17 protein-coding genes and 2 pseudogenes are annotated in these 15,130 nt (G+C 66.7%); 11 read left to right on the top strand and 8 right to left on the bottom strand.

Translation table 11 applies throughout. The features are described from left to right. The 5 genes and pseudogenes from AC1DQP_RS07600 to AC1DQP_RS07580 all read left to right on the top strand — a co-directional run. Positions 1–247, top strand: a pseudogene (locus AC1DQP_RS07600) (cytochrome c oxidase subunit II); the annotation flags it as partial. 64 nt (positions 248–311) lie between these two features. Then, positions 312–1,922, top strand: coding sequence for a cytochrome c oxidase subunit I (gene ctaD / locus AC1DQP_RS07595; protein ID WP_256775036.1), 1,611 nt, complete (start codon positions 312–314; stop codon positions 1,920–1,922). Positions 1,923–1,929: 7 nt separating this feature from the next. Continuing rightward, the gene (locus AC1DQP_RS07590) at positions 1,930–2,064 is read left to right on the top strand and encodes a hypothetical protein (RefSeq protein WP_256775037.1); all 135 of its coding nucleotides are present in this window, start codon (positions 1,930–1,932) and stop codon (positions 2,062–2,064) included. Then, on the top strand, positions 2,061–2,654 hold the full coding sequence (locus AC1DQP_RS07585) for a cytochrome c oxidase assembly protein (RefSeq protein ID WP_478051359.1): 594 nt from the start codon (positions 2,061–2,063) through the stop codon (positions 2,652–2,654). Before AC1DQP_RS07590 ends, AC1DQP_RS07585 begins: the two co-directional genes overlap by 4 nt. A gap of 21 nt (positions 2,655–2,675) precedes the next feature. Then, entirely contained in the window at positions 2,676–3,551 is an 876-nt protein-coding gene (locus tag AC1DQP_RS07580) for a cytochrome c oxidase subunit 3 (protein ID WP_478051358.1), read from the top strand. A gap of 40 nt (positions 3,552–3,591) precedes the next feature. On the opposite strand, the gene AC1DQP_RS07575 is transcribed toward AC1DQP_RS07580, so the two are convergent. Continuing rightward, complete coding sequence (locus AC1DQP_RS07575) at positions 3,592–3,810, bottom strand: twin transmembrane helix small protein (RefSeq protein ID WP_070208839.1); 219 nt, start codon at positions 3,808–3,810, stop codon at positions 3,592–3,594. A 57-nt stretch (positions 3,811–3,867) separates the two neighbouring features. On the opposite strand from AC1DQP_RS07575, the gene AC1DQP_RS07570 reads away from it, so the two are divergent. From AC1DQP_RS07570 to AC1DQP_RS07550, 5 genes are all read left to right on the top strand, one after another. After that, positions 3,868–4,602, top strand: a complete 735-nt coding sequence (locus tag AC1DQP_RS07570; protein WP_478051357.1) for an SURF1 family protein — start codon at positions 3,868–3,870, stop codon at positions 4,600–4,602. Positions 4,603–4,620: 18 nt separating this feature from the next. Further along, a complete protein-coding gene (locus tag AC1DQP_RS07565) occupies positions 4,621–5,205 on the top strand; it encodes a hypothetical protein (RefSeq protein WP_457318040.1) in 585 nt (194 codons plus the stop codon). An 11-nt stretch (positions 5,206–5,216) separates the two neighbouring features. Beyond that, positions 5,217–6,425 (top strand): COX15/CtaA family protein, encoded by a 1,209-nt coding sequence (locus tag AC1DQP_RS07560; RefSeq protein ID WP_478051356.1) that lies wholly within the window; start codon positions 5,217–5,219, stop codon positions 6,423–6,425. 4 nt (positions 6,426–6,429) lie between these two features. Continuing rightward, positions 6,430–7,320, top strand: coding sequence for a heme o synthase (cyoE, locus tag AC1DQP_RS07555; RefSeq protein ID WP_256775043.1), 891 nt, complete (start codon positions 6,430–6,432; stop codon positions 7,318–7,320). A 186-nt stretch (positions 7,321–7,506) separates the two neighbouring features. Beyond that, the gene (locus tag AC1DQP_RS07550; RefSeq protein WP_478051355.1) at positions 7,507–8,322 is read left to right on the top strand and encodes a calcium-binding protein; all 816 of its coding nucleotides are present in this window, start codon (positions 7,507–7,509) and stop codon (positions 8,320–8,322) included. An 88-nt stretch (positions 8,323–8,410) separates the two neighbouring features. On the opposite strand, the gene AC1DQP_RS07545 is transcribed toward AC1DQP_RS07550, so the two are convergent. The 6 genes from AC1DQP_RS07545 to rpsU all read right to left on the bottom strand — a co-directional run bounded on the left by AC1DQP_RS07545 (position 8,411) and on the right by rpsU (position 13,671). Continuing rightward, on the bottom strand, positions 8,411–9,409 hold the full coding sequence (locus tag AC1DQP_RS07545; protein WP_256775045.1) for a bile acid:sodium symporter family protein: 999 nt from the start codon (positions 9,407–9,409) through the stop codon (positions 8,411–8,413). Positions 9,410–9,461: 52 nt separating this feature from the next. Next, positions 9,462–9,956: a protein tyrosine phosphatase family protein gene (locus tag AC1DQP_RS07540; RefSeq protein WP_457318054.1), complete on the bottom strand. Its 495-nt coding sequence runs from the start codon at positions 9,954–9,956 to the stop codon at positions 9,462–9,464. A 50-nt stretch (positions 9,957–10,006) separates the two neighbouring features. Next, the gene (gene dnaG / locus AC1DQP_RS07535) at positions 10,007–11,737 is read right to left on the bottom strand and encodes a DNA primase (RefSeq protein WP_457318043.1); all 1,731 of its coding nucleotides are present in this window, start codon (positions 11,735–11,737) and stop codon (positions 10,007–10,009) included. Positions 11,738–11,800: 63 nt separating this feature from the next. Next, entirely contained in the window at positions 11,801–12,646 is an 846-nt protein-coding gene (locus AC1DQP_RS07530) for a YihY/virulence factor BrkB family protein (protein WP_457318044.1), read from the bottom strand. 226 nt (positions 12,647–12,872) lie between these two features. Continuing rightward, a complete protein-coding gene (locus tag AC1DQP_RS07525; RefSeq protein ID WP_256775047.1) occupies positions 12,873–13,319 on the bottom strand; it encodes a GatB/YqeY domain-containing protein in 447 nt (148 codons plus the stop codon). 136 nt (positions 13,320–13,455) lie between these two features. Next, complete coding sequence (gene rpsU, locus AC1DQP_RS07520) at positions 13,456–13,671, bottom strand: 30S ribosomal protein S21 (protein ID WP_002808376.1); 216 nt, start codon at positions 13,669–13,671, stop codon at positions 13,456–13,458. A 167-nt stretch (positions 13,672–13,838) separates the two neighbouring features. On the opposite strand from rpsU, the gene tsaD reads away from it, so the two are divergent. Next, positions 13,839–14,864 (top strand): tRNA (adenosine(37)-N6)-threonylcarbamoyltransferase complex transferase subunit TsaD, encoded by a 1,026-nt coding sequence (gene tsaD / locus AC1DQP_RS07515; RefSeq protein ID WP_256775048.1) that lies wholly within the window; start codon positions 13,839–13,841, stop codon positions 14,862–14,864. Between the two features lie 12 nt (positions 14,865–14,876). Here tsaD and AC1DQP_RS07510 read toward each other — a convergent pair. Further along, positions 14,877–15,130, bottom strand: a pseudogene (locus AC1DQP_RS07510) (hypothetical protein); the annotation flags it as partial.

Genomic DNA, 15,130 nt, shown 5'->3' with positions numbered 1-15,130 from the left:
CATCGAAAAACCCGGCGTCTACCGTGGGCAGTGTGCCGAGCTGTGCGGCAAGGACCATGGCTTCATGCCGATCGTGGTCGAGGCGGTGTCCAAGGAAGACTTCAAGAAGTGGCTGGCCTCGCGCAAGCCTGCACCGGCCCCGGCGCCGGAAGCTGCTCCGGCCGCACCGGCACCGGCCCCGGTCGAGGCGGCTCCGGCGGCTGCGCCGGAACCTGCCGCTGCAGCCCCGGCAGACAGCAACGCCTGAAATCGAGCCGCGCCTGCCAACCGGCAGGCGCGGGTACCACCGGATCCAGTGAGGTGTAGTTGCGATGGCGCATTCCGCAGTTGACCACGACGGGCACCACGGGCATCAGCAGAGCTTTGTGGAGCGTTGGTTGTTCTCGACCAACCACAAGGACATCGGCACGCTCTACCTGCTTTTCAGCTTCATCATGTTCATCATCGGCGCGGCCATGAGCGTGGTGATCCGCGCCGAGCTGATGCAACCGGGCCTGCAGTTCGTCAAGCCCGAGTTCTTCAACCAGATGACCACCGTGCATGCACTGGTGATGATCTTCGGCGGGGTGATGCCGGCCTTCGTCGGCCTGGCCAACTGGATGATCCCGCTGCAGATCGGCGCGCCGGACATGGCCCTGCCGCGCATGAACAACTGGTCGTTCTGGCTGCTGCCGGTGGCCTTCAGCCTGCTGCTGGTCACCTTGTTCCTGCCCGGTGGCGCGCCTGCCGGTGGCTGGACCCTGTACCCGCCGCTGTCGCTGCAGGGCGGCTACAACGTGGCCTTCAGCGTGTTCGCCATCCATGTGGCCGGCATCAGTTCGATCATGGGCGCGATCAACATCATCGCCACCGTGCTCAACATGCGCGCGCCCGGCATCGACCTGTTGAAGATGCCGATCTTCTGCTGGGCCTGGCTGATCACCGCGTTCCTGCTGATCGCGGTGATGCCGGTGCTGGCCGGTGCGGTCACCATGCTGCTCACCGACAAGTTCTTCGGCACCAGCTTCTTCAACGCGGCCGGCGGGGGCGACCCGGTGATGTTCCAGCACATCTTCTGGTTCTTCGGCCACCCGGAGGTGTACATCATGATCCTGCCGGCGTTCGGCGTGGTCAGCGAGATCATCCCCACCTTCAGCCGCAAGCCGCTGTTCGGCTATCAGGCGATGGTCTATGCAGTGGCGGCGATCGCGTTCCTGTCGTTCATCGTCTGGGCCCACCACATGTTCACCGTGGGCATGCCACTGGGCGGTGAGATCTACTTCATGTTCGCCACGATGCTCATCTCCATCCCCACCGGCGTGAAGGTGTTCAACTGGGTCAGCACGATGTGGCGCGGCTCGCTCACCTTCGAAGCGCCGATGCTGTGGGCGGTGGCCTTCGTCATCCTGTTCACCATCGGCGGGTTCTCCGGGCTGATGCTGGCCATCGTGGTGGCCGACTTCCAGTACCACGACACCTATTTCGTGGTGGCGCACTTCCACTACGTGCTGGTGACCGGCGCGGTGTTCGCGCTGATCGCGGCGGTGTACTACTGGTGGCCCAAGTGGACCGGACGCATGTACAGCGAGAAGTGGGCCAAGTTCCATTTCTGGTGGTCGATCGTGTTCGTCAACCTGCTGTTCTTCCCGCAGCACTTCCTCGGCCTGGCCGGCATGCCGCGGCGCATCCCCGATTACAGCGTGGCGTTTGCCGACTGGAACATGATCAGCTCGATCGGTGCGTTCGGCATGTTCGCCACGCCCTTCATGATGGCCGCGATCCTGCTGGCCTCGCTGCGCAACGGCGAGAAGGCCGCCGCCCGCGCCTGGGAAGGCGCACGTGGACTGGAATGGACGATTCCCTCGCCCGCGCCGGCACATACCTTCACCACGCCGCCGACCATCCGCCCGGGTGATCTGGCCCACGACGACGTGACCCACTGAGGCCCACATGGACTCCCCTTCGAACTCCCTGGATGCACAGGCCCTGCAACGTCGCCGCGCGCAGCGCACCGCCTGGAAGGTCGGGCTGGTGGCGGTGGCGGTGTATGTCGGTTTCATCCTCAGCGGGGTGATCGGGCGATGAGCGAGGTCCGCCCGGCCACTCCCTCGCGCACGGCGGGGCTGCCCCGCCTGATCGGGGTGGCGTTGGCGGTGTTCGTGCTGACCTTCTCGCTGGTGCCGCTGTACCGGATCGCCTGCGAGAAGGTGTTCGGCGTGCGGTTGGAGCGTGGTCCGGGTGCGGCTGCCGGCGGCGCGGTCACCACCGGCAAGCGCACCGTGCGGGTGGAATTCGATGGCGGGGTCAACTCCAAGCTGCCCTGGGCGTTCCATCCCGAGCAACTGACCATGGACGTGGTGCCCGGCGAGCTCAACGAAGCGCTGTACTTCGCGCGCAACGACAGCGACCGCGCGCTGGTCGGCAGCGCGGTACCGTCGGTGGCACCGGCCAAGGCGTCGGGCTACTTCAGCAAGACCGAGTGCTTCTGCTTCACCGCGCAGACCCTGCAGGCCGGCGAGAAGCGCGACATGCCGGTGCGCTTCATCGTCGACCCGGACCTGCCGGCCAACATCAAGACCATCACCCTGTCCTATACCTTCTACAAGAACGACGCGCTGTCCGCGCAGCTGCCCGCCGCCGCTGCGGTGCCGGTTGGCGCGCACGCCGCTCCCTGATACGCACCGGATCCTGAGACCATGGCCCAGCAAAGTCCCGATGCCACCGTGTATTTCGTGCCCACGCACAGCAAATGGCCGTTCATCGGTTCCATTGCGATGATGGTGACCATGGTTGGCGTGGCCAGTTGGCTCAACGATTCCAGTTGGGGCAAGTGGACCTTCTACACCGGCATCGCGATGCTGGTGCTGACCCTGTTCTGGTGGTTCAGCGATGTGGTGCGCGAATCCCAGGCCGGCAGCTACAACCGCCAGGTCGACGGCTCGTTCCGCATGGGCATGGTCTGGTTCATTTTTTCCGAAGTGATGTTCTTCGGTGCGTTCTTCGGCGCGTTGTTCTACACCCGCAACCTGGGCCTGCCGTGGCTGGGCGGTGAGGGCGACCGGGTGATGACCAACGAGCTGTTGTGGACCGGCTATTCGGCGGCGTGGCCGACCAATGGCCCGGGCGCGATCGGTGGCTACTTCCAGACCATTCCGGCCTGGGGCCTGCCGCTGATCAACACGCTGATCCTGCTCACCTCCGGCGTCACCCTGACCATCGCCCACCACGCGCTCAAGGCTGGCCATCGCCGCCAGCTGCTGATCTGGCTGGGGCTGACCGTCGTACTGGGCGTGTTCTTCCTTACCCTGCAGGCCGAGGAATACATTCACGCCTACAAGGAACTCAACCTCACGTTGGGCTCGGGCATCTACGGTTCGACGTTCTTCATGCTCACCGGCTTCCACGGCGCGCACGTGCTGCTCGGCACGATCATGCTCGGCGTGATGTGGCTGCGTTCGGCCAAGGGGCACTTCACCCGCGACAACCATTTCGGTTTCGAGGCGGCTGCTTGGTACTGGCACTTCGTGGACGTGGTGTGGCTGATGCTGTTCCTGTTCGTCTACGTGCTGTAGCGTCGGGGCGACACCGTGCCGCACCGACGCGGGTGCGGTTTCAGCCGCCGATGCCGTGGGGTTTGATCCAGCCGGTGTAGATGCCGATGGCCACCAGCGCGATCAGCGCCACCGACACCGCGATGCGGCGGGTGAGCGCATTGACGGTGCGCTTGGTCTGGCCGCGATCGACCAGCAGGTAATACAGCCCGGCGCCCAGATTCCAGACGATGACGATCAGAAACGCGATTACCAGCAGGGTCTTCAACGAATCATTCATGCGCGGCTCGATGGCAGGGCGGGTACGCCTATATCACCGCGTTTGGTCGCCGTTGTCATGATGCGCAAGCACACACGCCTGATTGGCTGGGTGGCGGCGGTCGTGGTGATCGTGTGCTTCTGCCAGCTCGGCCGCTGGCAACTGCAGCGCATGCACCAGAAAGAGGCGCTGCTGGCCCAGCAGGTGCCGGCACGCGCGCAGAGCATGCAACTGGGCCAGGCACTGGCCGCCCCGCCGGTATTGCGCTGGATCGAGGACCAGGGAACGTTCCTGCCCGGCCTGATCCTGCTCGACAACCAGACCCGGCAAGGCCGCGCCGGGATCAAGGTCTACCAGCCGTTCCGCAGCGACGACGGTGCGCGCGTGCTGGTCGATCGGGGCTGGGTGCCGATGCCGCCGGACCGGCTTCTGCCGCATCTGCCAGCGCTGGCCGGGCCAGCGCACGTGGCCGGCCTGCTGGCGCCGGCCCCGGCCACCGGGCTGGCATTGGGGCCGGTGCTGTCGGCCACCGACCAGCCTGGCGTATGGCTGGCCAATCGCATGCCGGCCGACCCCCTCGCCACCGCGCTCACGCTGCCGGCGCACAGCCTGCCGCAGCGTGTGCTGCGACTGGATCCGGCCCTGCCCGGTGGCTATGCGCGTGATCTGGAGCTGCTGCCCAACACGCTGCCGCCCAGCCGCCATCTCGGCTATGCGGTGCAATGGTTCGGGTTGGCGTTGACCGTGCTGGTGGTCGCGCTGGTCCTGGAATTCCGCCAACGTCGCCGCCCCGCCGCCGGTTCCCGGCGCTGAGCGTCCCAACATGAGAAAATGCCGCCTATGAATGCCACTTCCCAGGATCGGCTGCCCTCGCGCTCACGCGGCCGCTGGACGTTGATCGCCTTGTTCGCGCTGTTCTTCGGCGCGATGGCCCTGGCCGGCGTGCTGCGCTTTTCCGGCTGGCAGCCCACCGCGCACCGCAACAGCGGCCAGCTGCTGCAGCCGCCCGTGGACCTTCGCCAGCATCCGCCACTACTGGCCGATGGCACGGTGTATGCATGGAATCCCGATGCACGCACCTGGCGCATCCTGGTGGTCCCGTCTGCAGGCTGTACGAGCGAGTGCGTCACTTTGTCGCAGGGATTGGGCAAGGTGTGGCAGCTGTTCGGGCATAACGCCGATAATGTCGAGATCCTGTGGCTGGGCACGCCGCCGGCCGAGGTCCAGGGCTTGCCCGCATTGCGCGCGCTGCGCGACCAGTCGGCCCTGCGTTCTGCCCTTCCCGCCGTGGATGACGCCGCCGGCACGCCGGTGTATGTGATCGACCCCAACGGTTTCGTGATCATGCGCTACGCACCGGGATTCGATATGGCTGGTCTGCGCAAAGACCTGGCCACGCTGCTGAAACTGAAGTGAGTTCCGTTTAGATGAGCCTTCCCGCACGCCCGGTGCTGCACCGCAATTTCCACCGTCTGGCGTGGTTTGCGCTGATCATGACCGCCAGCACGATCATGTTCGGTTCGTTCGTGCGCCTGTCCGATGCGGGCCTGAGCTGCCCGGACTGGCCGACCTGCTATGGCCGGGTCACCTGGCCGCAGCATGCCGCCGACGTGGTGGGCCATGAAGCGGCCAAGATCCGTCCGCTGGAAACCCACAAGGCGTGGCGCGAGCAGGTCCACCGCTTCCTGGCCGGCGCGCTCGGCATCGAGATCCTCACCCTGGCGCTGTTGGCCACGCGTCGTCGTCGCTGGGGCAGCACCGCGGTGGTGACCGCGTGCGTGCTGGTGGCTACCGGCATACCGCTCTACATGATGGGCATGCACGTGCCGGCCAGCATCCTGGCGATCCTTGGCGAGGCCATCCTGCTGATCGCCGCGCTGCGCTGGAACAACATCGACCTGGCCCGTGCCGCCTTGCTGACCTTGGCGGTGGTGATCTTCCAGGCGTTGCTGGGCATGTGGACGGTGACCTGGCTGCTCAAGCCGATTGTGGTGATGGGCCATCTGCTCGGCGGCATGTTGATGTTCAGTCTGCTGGTGTGGATGGCCTGGCGCGCGACGCACATGCCGATCACGCTGGTGGAAGCACCAAAACTGACGTCGCTGCTCCGCCTCGGCGTGGCCGTGCTGGTGCTGCAGATTGCCTTGGGCGGTTGGGTCAGTGCCAACTACGCCGCGCTGGCGTGCGGCGGTGGCAGCGCTTCGCTGGACAACTTCCCGCGCTGCGTCAGCCAGTGGTGGCCGCAGCATGATTTCAAGGAAGGCTTCACGCTGTGGCGTGGCATCGGCGTGGACTACGAAGGGGGCGTGCTTGATGGCGCCTCGCGGATCGCGATCCAGCTGGCGCACCGGATGATGGCGATCGTGGTGGCGGTGTATCTGCTGTGGCTGTCGGTGCGCCTGTTCAAGCTGCCCAGCATGCGCGGCTGGGCCAGCGCGCTGGGGTTGCTGGTTGTGCTGCAGATCACCCTGGGCATCCTCAACGTCAAGCTGGCGGTGCCGCTGGAAGTAGCGGTCGCGCACAGCGGTGGCGCCGTGGCACTGCTGTTCGTGCTGGTGACGTTGCTGGCGCGCCTGCGCGCGCCGGATGCGGACGGCAAGACCGGCGCCGCGGCGTCTGCCGTGCAGGCAGGCTGACGGCATGGCCAGTTACCGTCAGTACTGGGACCTGACCAAGCCCAAGGTCGTCGCCCTGATCGTGTTCACCGCGCTGGTGGGCATGTTCCTGGCCATCCCCGGGTTGCCGACCGCGCAGCAGGCGCTGGACGGCGCGCTGGGCTTCCTCGGCATCTGGCTGGCCGCCTCGGCCGCGGCGGCGATCAATCAGCTGCTGGATGCGCGCATCGATGCGCAGATGGCGCGCACCTCGTGGCGCCCGCTGGTGGTGGGCAAGGTCAAGCCGTGGCAGGTGCTGGTGTTCGCCGGCCTGCTGATCGCGCTGTCGATGACGATCCTGGTGGTCTGGGTCAACGTCATCACTGCGGTGCTCACCTTCGCCTCGCTGATCGGCTACGCGGTGATCTACACCGTGTACCTCAAGCGCGCGACCTCGCAGAACATCGTCATCGGTGGCCTCGCCGGCGCCACGCCGCCGATGCTCGGCTGGGCGGCGATCACCGGCATGCAGGGCCCGTGGGACTGGGCGTATGCGTCGCTGCTGGTATTGATCATCTTCATCTGGACCCCGCCGCATTTCTGGGCGCTGGCGATATTCCGTCGCGAGGACTACGCCAAGGCGGAGATCCCGATGCTGCCGGTGACCCATGGCGTGGTCTACACGCGCAAGTCGATCATGGTGTATTCGATCGCGCTGGCCGTCGTCAGCATCCTTCCGGTCGTGGTGGGGATGAGCGGCATGTTCTACCTGGGCGGTGCGATCGTGCTCAACGCGGTCTTCCTCTGGTACGCCTGGCGCATGCTCAACCCGCCGGACGAGCTGTTCTCGATGAAGATGTTCGGCTACTCCATCGTCTACCTGATGGCGCTGTTCGCGTTCCTGATGGTGGACCACTGGATGCTGCCCTGGTTGTAAGGGAGCAGATAGCGCGGGCGCCGTACCGACCAACGGTCGGTACCTGCCGGGGCGGTGATGGCTGCCACGCCTTCACCCGCCGTAGGTCACGACCATTGGCCGTGACACCTCAATCCGTGCGCCGCGACACATTGAATTTCCCGCGAACGTCGCCATTGCTGTCATGACCGAACAGGACGTGACGGCATGAAACGATGGATGCGAAGCGCAGTACTGGCCCTGACACTGCTGTGCAGCGCGGCGATTGCCGCGCCTGCACCCGATGAGACAGTCACGCAGATCATGCGGCACGCCGGCGACCACCGCCTGGTCGTGCTCGGCGAATACCATGGCACCGCCGAAACGCCGCTGCTGGTGGCCGACCTGATGGAGCGCTACAGCCGCAACACATCGGCCGTGCGGCTGGCGCTGGAACTGCCGATGAGCGAGAACGTCGCACTGGCCCGCTACCTGCGCTCGGACGGCGATGAAGACGCGCGCGCGACGCTGCGCACATCGCCGTTCTGGGTGGTGAAGGACGATCAGCATGACGGCCGGCGCAGCCGCGACATGCTCGCGCTGATCGAGGCGGTCCGTGTGTTGCGGGCCCAGGGCCGCGATGTGGGCGTGGCCGGCTATGACAACGAAACCGGCACCTCCACCAGCAGTGACCAGCGCGATGCGGCCATGGCCACGCACCTGCGCCAGCAGTTCAGTGCGCTGCCTGCCGATGCACGGATGCTGGTGCTGACGGGCAACGTGCATGCCATGCGCACCCGGTCGGTCGATGCGGCCCCAGACATGCAGAAGACGATGGCCGCGTACCTGCTGGACCTGCCGCTGTACAGCGTGCGTCTGGAAGCGCTGCGCGGCCATTTCTGGGCGTGTTTTCGGCCGTGCCGCGCAGTGCCGCTGATCGAGCGTCCGCCGCGCGCGGCGACAGAATATACAGAAGCGGATCGCCAGTACGACCTGTGGATATGGATGCCCGCCTTGAGCGTTGCCACCCTGGCCGACCGCTGAGATCACGCTGACATCGCGCCGAGCTACGGTATCGGCAGTCGTTTGGAAAACGACCCTGACGAAGGCATGTCCGCGAACGTGGCGCGATTCACTCCGGGCGGACGGTTGGCGCCGGCTCAATGGGATCGCGCGCATAGCGCTGGGCGATCATCGCGCAGACGATCAGCTGGATCTGGTGGTAGATCATGATCGGCAACACGATCGCGCCCAGGCTGCCGCCGGCGAACAACACCTTGGCGATGGGCACACCGGTGGCCAGACTCTTCTTGGACCCGCAGAACAGGATGGTGATCTCGTCTTCGCGGTTGAAGCCCAACCGGCGGGCGATGAAGCGGATCAGCGGCATCGCGATGCCGAGCAGCGCGGCGGCCACGACCGCCACGGTCAGCAGCGACAGCAGCGGCGTCTTGCTCCACAGGCCTTCGCTGACGGCTTCACCGAAGGCGGAATAGACCACCAGCAGGATCGTGCCCTGGTCGGTGTAACGCAGCAGCGCGCGCTGCTTCTCCACCCAGCCGGCGATCCACGGGCGCAGCAGATGGCCGGCCACGAACGGCACCAACAGCTGCAGCATGATGCTGGCGATGGCCTGCACCGGGTTGTGCATGCCGCCTTCGGTGCCGGCCAGCAGCGCCAGCAGCAAGGGGGTGAGGAACACGCCGAGGATGCTCGACAGCGAGGCGCTGCACACCGCGGCGGGCACGTTGCCGCGCGCTATCGAGGTGAAGGCGATCGAGGACTGCACGGTGGACGGCAACGCACACAGGAACAGCACGCCGATGTACAGCTCCGGGGTAAGCAGCCAGCCGTCCAGCGGCTTGAACAGCAGCCCCAGCAGCGGGAACAGCACGAAGGTGCACGCCAGGATGGTCAGGTGCAGGCGCCAGTGCAGCACACCGGCCATGATCGATTCGCGTGGCAGGCGCGCGCCGTGCAGGAAGAACAGCAGGGCGATGGCAACGTCGGTGACATCGTCGAGCACCATGGCCGCCGCGCCGTGCATCGGCAGGAAGGAGGCCAGCAGCACGGTGCCGAGCAGGGCGAGGGTGAAGGTGTCCGGTCGCAGGCGCGACCACCAGCGGGTCATGGTGGGCAGGCTCCTGTAGAGCAGGGAAGAAGGTGGGACAGGACACGTGGGTTCATCGCGCCGCGTCCTTTTCCAGCAGTACGCGGGTGGGTGCTTCCAGCGAGGTCATGCCGGCGCGGCGGCCCAGTTCCAGCGCCTGCTCGACGGTTGCCCCGTCCTGCGCCTGCAGCAGCGCCAGCAGCGCGCCGGCACGGTTGCCGGAGGCGCAGTGCAGCAGCACCGGGCCGGTGCTCTGGGCGAGCGTGGTGCGCAGCGCGCGGGCGTTCGCCTGGGTCAGGCCGGCAGCACCGGCCACCGGGATGCGCACATAGCGCAGGCCGAGGCGTTCGGCGGCCGCGGTTTCATCGAAGCCGCGATCTTCATCGGGCTGGCGCAGGTCGATCACGGTGGTGACCCCGGCCTTGGCTGCCTGCTGCAACTGGACGGCGCTGGGCTGGCCGGCGGTGTACAGCTGCGGCTGTGGCTGCGCGAAGGGCAGCTCCCCGGCCCAGGCGGGTAGGGCCAGCGCCAGCAGGCAGGCGACAACGCAAGGGCGGCAGTAACGCAACAACGATGCAGCGGGATTCACGGTGGGGGACGCCACGGCTGCTCCGTCGTCTAGAAGCGGATGGTACTGCGCGCCTTGAGCAGTTCGCGCAGCTCGTACTTGTCAGTATCGTCCAGGCCCTGCTGGCTCTGCTTTGCCTGAAGCTCATCCATGCGTTGCCGCATCAGCTGTTTTTCCAGCTGGGCCACCGCATCGTGCAGTTCCTCGGTCCACATCGCCTCATCGCCCGGCTGGGTATGGGCGGCCAGTTTCTGCAGGGACGCCTGTTCTTCGCGGCCCTCGAAATGCTCCAGCAGCGCGCCGGTGGTGATGTCCGGGCGCTGTTCGACCAGGGTCAACAGTTCGGTCAGCAGCTCGATGCCAGGCAGGCGCAGGCCGTCGAAGTGGTGGCCTTCCAGGGTCATCGCCAGCGATGGCTGCTGCAGCAGGATCGCGATGGCGGCCCGGACCAGGCTGCGCCGCTGCGTCGGGGCAATCGGGCGCGAGGGCGGACGCCCGGACGGCGTGGCCGCGCCCGGCCGGGCACCCAGTCCGGTCAACGTGGCCAACTGCTGCTTCATCAGGTCGCCAAAGGCACCGTCGGGAATCTGCGCCAGCATCGGCTTGGCCCGTTCGGCCAGCCGTGCCTTGCCATCCAGCGTGGCCATGTTGACCTCGCGGGTGAGCTCGTCGAAGAAGAACTGCGACAGCGGCGTGGCCTGCTTCAGGCGCACGTCGAAGGCCTCGCTGCCTTCCTTGCGCACGATCGTGTCCGGGTCTTCGCCATCGGGCAGGAACAGGAAGAAGGCCTGGCGACCATCCTTCATGCGCGGCAGCACCGACTCCAGTGCGCGCCAGCCGGCGCGGCGGCCGGCGGCGTCGCCGTCGAAGCAGAAGAACACGTCCGGCGCGTTGCGGAACAGCAGTTCGGCATGCTCCGGGGTGGTCGCCGTGCCCAGCGTGGCCACCGCCTGGGTCACCCCGTACTGGAACAGCGAGACCACGTCCATGTAGCCCTCGACCACGATCAACCGCTCGATCTTCTGGTTGGCCTGGCGCACCTGCCACAGGCCGTACAGCTCGCGGCCCTTGTGGAACAGTGCGGTCTCTGGCGAGTTGAGGTATTTGGGGCCGTCGTCCTTCTCCATCACCCGGCCGCCATAGGCGATCACCCGGCCACGGCGGTCGAAGATCGGGAACATCACCCGGTCGCGGAACTTGTCGTAGACATGCCCGCGGTCGTTCTTGGAGAACAACCCGGCACGGTCGAGCAGCTTCATGCGCCGCTCGTCCTTGCCCAGCGCGTCCTTCAACGCGCTGTAGCCATCGGGCGCGTAGCCGATCGCAAACCGCGCGCGGTTCTCCTCGTCCACGCCGCGCTGGTCCAGGTAGGCGCGCGCCTTGTCGCTTTCCTCCAGCGACTTCTGGAAGAAGCGCGTGGCCGCATCCAGCGCCGAATACAGCTCGCGGCTGTCGTCCTGCTGCTGGGCGGTACGCGGCTGCGTATCGCGCGGCACGTCCATGCCCACGCGCTTGGCCAGCTCGTCGACCGCATCGAGGAATTCGAGGCGGTCGTAATTCATCAGGAAACTGATCGCCGTACCGTGCGCGCCGCAGCCGAAGCAGTGATAGAACTGCTTGGTCGGGGAGACCGTGAACGATGCCGAGCGCTCGTCATGGAACGGACAACGTGCTGCATATTCCTTGCCCTGGCGTTTCAGCGGAACGCGGCTGCCCACCACCTCGACAATGTCGGAGCGGGCCAGCAGGTCGTCGATGAATGCGTCGGGGATACGGGCCATGGGCAGCAGGCAAGAGCAGGGCCGATGGCGGCCATGCACGGAAGCGGGGGTCGGACTAGTCTACTAGCTGCCGGTCGCTGCGCCCGGGTCCGGTGCGGCGATACCGGCCTGGGCGAGGTGAAAACGGGCGCGTAGGCGCTCGTCGATCACCGCGGTCATCAGCGCGCCGACAAAGAACACCACGGTGGCGTAATAGATCCACACCAGCGAGATCACCAGCGCACCCATCGAACCGTACGCACTGCCCGGGGCGACGGTGGCGATGTACAGGCCGATCGCATACCGGCCCAACGCGAACAGCCCGGAGGTGATCGCCCCGCCGATGAAGGCCTGGCGCCAGGCCACGCGGCGGTCGGGCAGGTAGTGGTAGAGGAAGGCGAAGCCCACCGTGTACAGCGCCAGGCTGGTCAGGTAACCGATCGCCGGCAGCACCGAGGGCAGCTGCGCGAAGGCCACCTGCAGCATGGTGGTGGCGGTCATCGACAGGATCAGCAGGAAGCCCAGCGCCAGCACCACGCCGAAGGAGAACACCCGCTTGCGCAGCCACGCCACGATGCCCTCCAGACGCTCGCCGCTGGTGTTGAAGATCAGGTTCAGCGCGTTCTGCAGCTGCGCGAACACCGCCGTGGCACCGATGAACAGCAGCAGCGTGCTCCACACCCCGGCCAGCGAGCCCACGTCGGGCTGATTGTCGGCGTTCTTGAGTACGGTATCGGCCACGGTGGCCGCGCTGCTGCCGGCCACATCGTTGATCTGCGCAATCAGCGCCTGCTGTGCCGGCGGGTACAACGAGGCGGTGAGCCACAGCAGCAGGACCAGCAGCGGGGCCATCGAGAGCAGGGCATAGAACGAGACCGAGGCGGCCTGGGTCAGCACGTCGATATCGACGAAACGTTTGCCCACAGCCATCGGAAAGCTGCGCTGCAGCCGGTCGACGTACTTGTGCAGGCGCGGCGGCACACCATGGTGGTGGGGCGCGGGCTCGGATGCAGGGGGAGGCGGCAGCGAAGACATGCCTTTTTTTAGCAGGGCAGGGTCGAAGGCGGGGTGAAACGTGCGGTCGGTGGGCGCGGTTGTGCGCGCACCGACCGGGGCGTTGCGGGAGGCAGCGACCGTGGGTCGCCACCTCGGCCAATCAACCCGCGAGCTGCTGCTTGACCAGCTTGGACACCAGACCCATGTCGGCCTGGCCGGCGAGCTTGGGCTTCAGCGCGCCCATCAGCTTGCCGATGTCGGCCGGGCTGGCGGCACCGGTTTCGGCGATGGCGGCCTGGATGGCGGCCACGATCTCCGCTTCGCCCAGCTTGGCCGGCAGGTACTGGTCGATCACCAGGATTTCCTCGCGCTCGATCACGGCGAGGTCTTCGCGGTTGGCCGCTTCGAACTGGCTGACCGAGTCCTTGCGCTGCTTGACCATCTTTTCCAGCACGGCCAGCACGGCGGCGTCGTCCAGCTCGATGCGCTCGTCCACTTCACGCTGCTTGATGGCGGCGTTGATCAGGCGGATGACGCCAAGACGGTGCTTCTCGCCGGCCTTCATGGCGGCCTTCATGTCGTTGGTGAGCTGCAGTTTCAGGCTCATGGAACACCTCGTATCGGTCAAAAGAGCGGGGAGGGACCCCGACAGGCTGGAACGCAAAAAGCCGGTAACGCTCGCGCGTTCCGGCTTCGGCTCCGCCGCGACAGACACAGGGCCTGCCGCATCGAAGTTGCGTAGATCAGTACAGGCGCTGACGCTTGGTGACGTCGCGCGAGGAGCGACGCAGCTGACGCTTCACAGCAGCAGCAGCTTTACGCTTGCGCTCCTGGGTCGGCTTTTCGTAGAACTCGCGCTTGCGGGTTTCGGCCAGCACGCCGGCCTTTTCGCAGGTGCGCTTGAAGCGACGGAGCGCAAACTCGAAGGGCTCGTTCTCGCGGACTTTAACGCTGGGCATGGAATCTCCGGGACACAGTAGAACCGGGTCACACCCGGTGAGAGCCGCACATTATAGCGGCGGCAAAAGAAGTTGCAACCCACCCCGGCGAACTTCTTGGCCACAGGTGGTGTCGGGTGGGCTGGCGGTAACGCTGCCGGGGCCTCAAGCGGTCCATAATACGCGTTATGCGAGTCCTTGGTATCGAATCTTCCTGTGATGAGACCGGCGTGGCGGTGTATGACACCGACCTGGCCGGCCCGGACGCACTGCGCGCCCATGCGGTCTATAGCCAGATCGCCCTGCATGCCGAGTACGGCGGGGTGGTGCCTGAATTGGCCAGCCGCGACCACGTGCGCAAGCTGCTGCCGCTGATCCGCCAGACCCTGGCCGACGCCGGGATGGGCGTGTCCGATATCGACGGGGTGGCCTATACGGCCGGCCCCGGGCTGGTCGGGGCGCTGCTGGTCGGGGCGGGCGTGGCCCGGTCGCTGGCCTGGGCGCTGGAGGTGCCGGCGGTCGGCGTACACCATATGGAAGGGCATCTGCTGGCCCCGCTGATGGAAGACGACCCGCCGCAGGCGCCGTTCGTGGCCCTGCTGGTGTCCGGTGGGCATACCCAGCTGGTCGCCGTGGACCGGATCGGCCAGTACCGCCTGCTTGGCGAGACCCTGGACGACGCCGCCGGCGAGGCCTTCGACAAGACCGCCAAGCTGATGGGTCTGCCGTACCCGGGCGGACCGCAGCTGGCCGCGCTGGCCGAGCGCGGCACCCCGGGCCGGTTCAAGTTCACCCGCCCGATGATCGATCGCCCTGGGCTGGATTTCAGCTTCTCCGGCCTGAAGACCCAGGTGCTGCTGGCCTGGCGTGACAGCGACCAGAGCGAACAGACCCGCGCCGACATCGCCCGTGGCTTTGAAGACGCGGTGGTCGACACGCTGGCCATCAAGTGTGAGCGCGCGCTGGATGCGGCCGGCACCGATGTGATCGTGGTGGCCGGCGGCGTGGGCGCCAACAAGCGCCTGCGCGCCAAGCTGCAGCAGATGGCCGCCCGCCGTGGCGGCCGCGCCTGCTTCCCGCGCCCGTCGCTGTGCACCGATAACGGCGCCATGATCGCCTTCGCCGGCGCCCTGCGCCTGCAGGCCGGCCAGCACAACCCGCCGCAGGTACAGGTCACCCCGCGCTGGGACATGGCGACGCTGCCGGCGGTGTAACTACGCCGCCGGTCAGGGCGGGCGATTGCGCAGCAGCGGGGTCACGGCCTCATGCCCGGCCATCCAATCGGCGGTGCGTGTGCAGCGCAGTGCCACTAGCCGCTGGATGGCGGCGAAATCTTCGCCCAGGGCGCGCGCGAAGATGGGTTCATGATGGGTGATGCGGTTGCGCAGCCGCCGGATCTGCTCCAGATCGTTGTGTATGCGTGCGCGGGTGACATGCCGGGGCGCAGCGGTGTTGGCGCCGGGAAGTACGGTCCCCATGC

Source organism: Stenotrophomonas sp. P5_A8 (assembly GCF_056400545.1).
The sequence above is the reverse complement of the archived record's forward strand: the minus strand, read 5'-3'. Positions and strand labels throughout refer to the sequence as shown.

Bases quoted from the DNA above. Each gene is read 5' to 3' on its own strand.
- ctaD (WP_256775036.1), top strand. From the start codon at position 312: ATGGCGCATTCCGCAGTTGACCACGACGGGCACCACGGGCATCAGCAG.
- AC1DQP_RS07590 (WP_256775037.1), top strand. From the start codon at position 1,930: ATGGACTCCCCTTCGAACTCCCTGGATGCACAGGCCCTGCAACGTCGC.
- AC1DQP_RS07585 (WP_478051359.1), top strand. From the start codon at position 2,061: ATGAGCGAGGTCCGCCCGGCCACTCCCTCGCGCACGGCGGGGCTGCCC.
- AC1DQP_RS07580 (WP_478051358.1), top strand. From the start codon at position 2,676: ATGGCCCAGCAAAGTCCCGATGCCACCGTGTATTTCGTGCCCACGCAC.
- AC1DQP_RS07575 (WP_070208839.1), bottom strand. From the start codon at position 3,810: ATGAATGATTCGTTGAAGACCCTGCTGGTAATCGCGTTTCTGATCGTC.
- AC1DQP_RS07570 (WP_478051357.1), top strand. From the start codon at position 3,868: ATGATGCGCAAGCACACACGCCTGATTGGCTGGGTGGCGGCGGTCGTG.
- AC1DQP_RS07565 (WP_457318040.1), top strand. From the start codon at position 4,621: ATGCCGCCTATGAATGCCACTTCCCAGGATCGGCTGCCCTCGCGCTCA.
- AC1DQP_RS07560 (WP_478051356.1), top strand. From the start codon at position 5,217: ATGAGCCTTCCCGCACGCCCGGTGCTGCACCGCAATTTCCACCGTCTG.
- cyoE (WP_256775043.1), top strand. From the start codon at position 6,430: ATGGCCAGTTACCGTCAGTACTGGGACCTGACCAAGCCCAAGGTCGTC.
- AC1DQP_RS07550 (WP_478051355.1), top strand. From the start codon at position 7,507: ATGAAACGATGGATGCGAAGCGCAGTACTGGCCCTGACACTGCTGTGC.
- AC1DQP_RS07545 (WP_256775045.1), bottom strand. From the start codon at position 9,409: ATGACCCGCTGGTGGTCGCGCCTGCGACCGGACACCTTCACCCTCGCC.
- dnaG (WP_457318043.1), bottom strand. From the start codon at position 11,737: ATGGCCCGTATCCCCGACGCATTCATCGACGACCTGCTGGCCCGCTCC.
- AC1DQP_RS07530 (WP_457318044.1), bottom strand. From the start codon at position 12,646: ATGGCTGTGGGCAAACGTTTCGTCGATATCGACGTGCTGACCCAGGCC.
- AC1DQP_RS07525 (WP_256775047.1), bottom strand. From the start codon at position 13,319: ATGAGCCTGAAACTGCAGCTCACCAACGACATGAAGGCCGCCATGAAG.
- rpsU (WP_002808376.1), bottom strand. From the start codon at position 13,671: ATGCCCAGCGTTAAAGTCCGCGAGAACGAGCCCTTCGAGTTTGCGCTC.
- tsaD (WP_256775048.1), top strand. From the start codon at position 13,839: ATGCGAGTCCTTGGTATCGAATCTTCCTGTGATGAGACCGGCGTGGCG.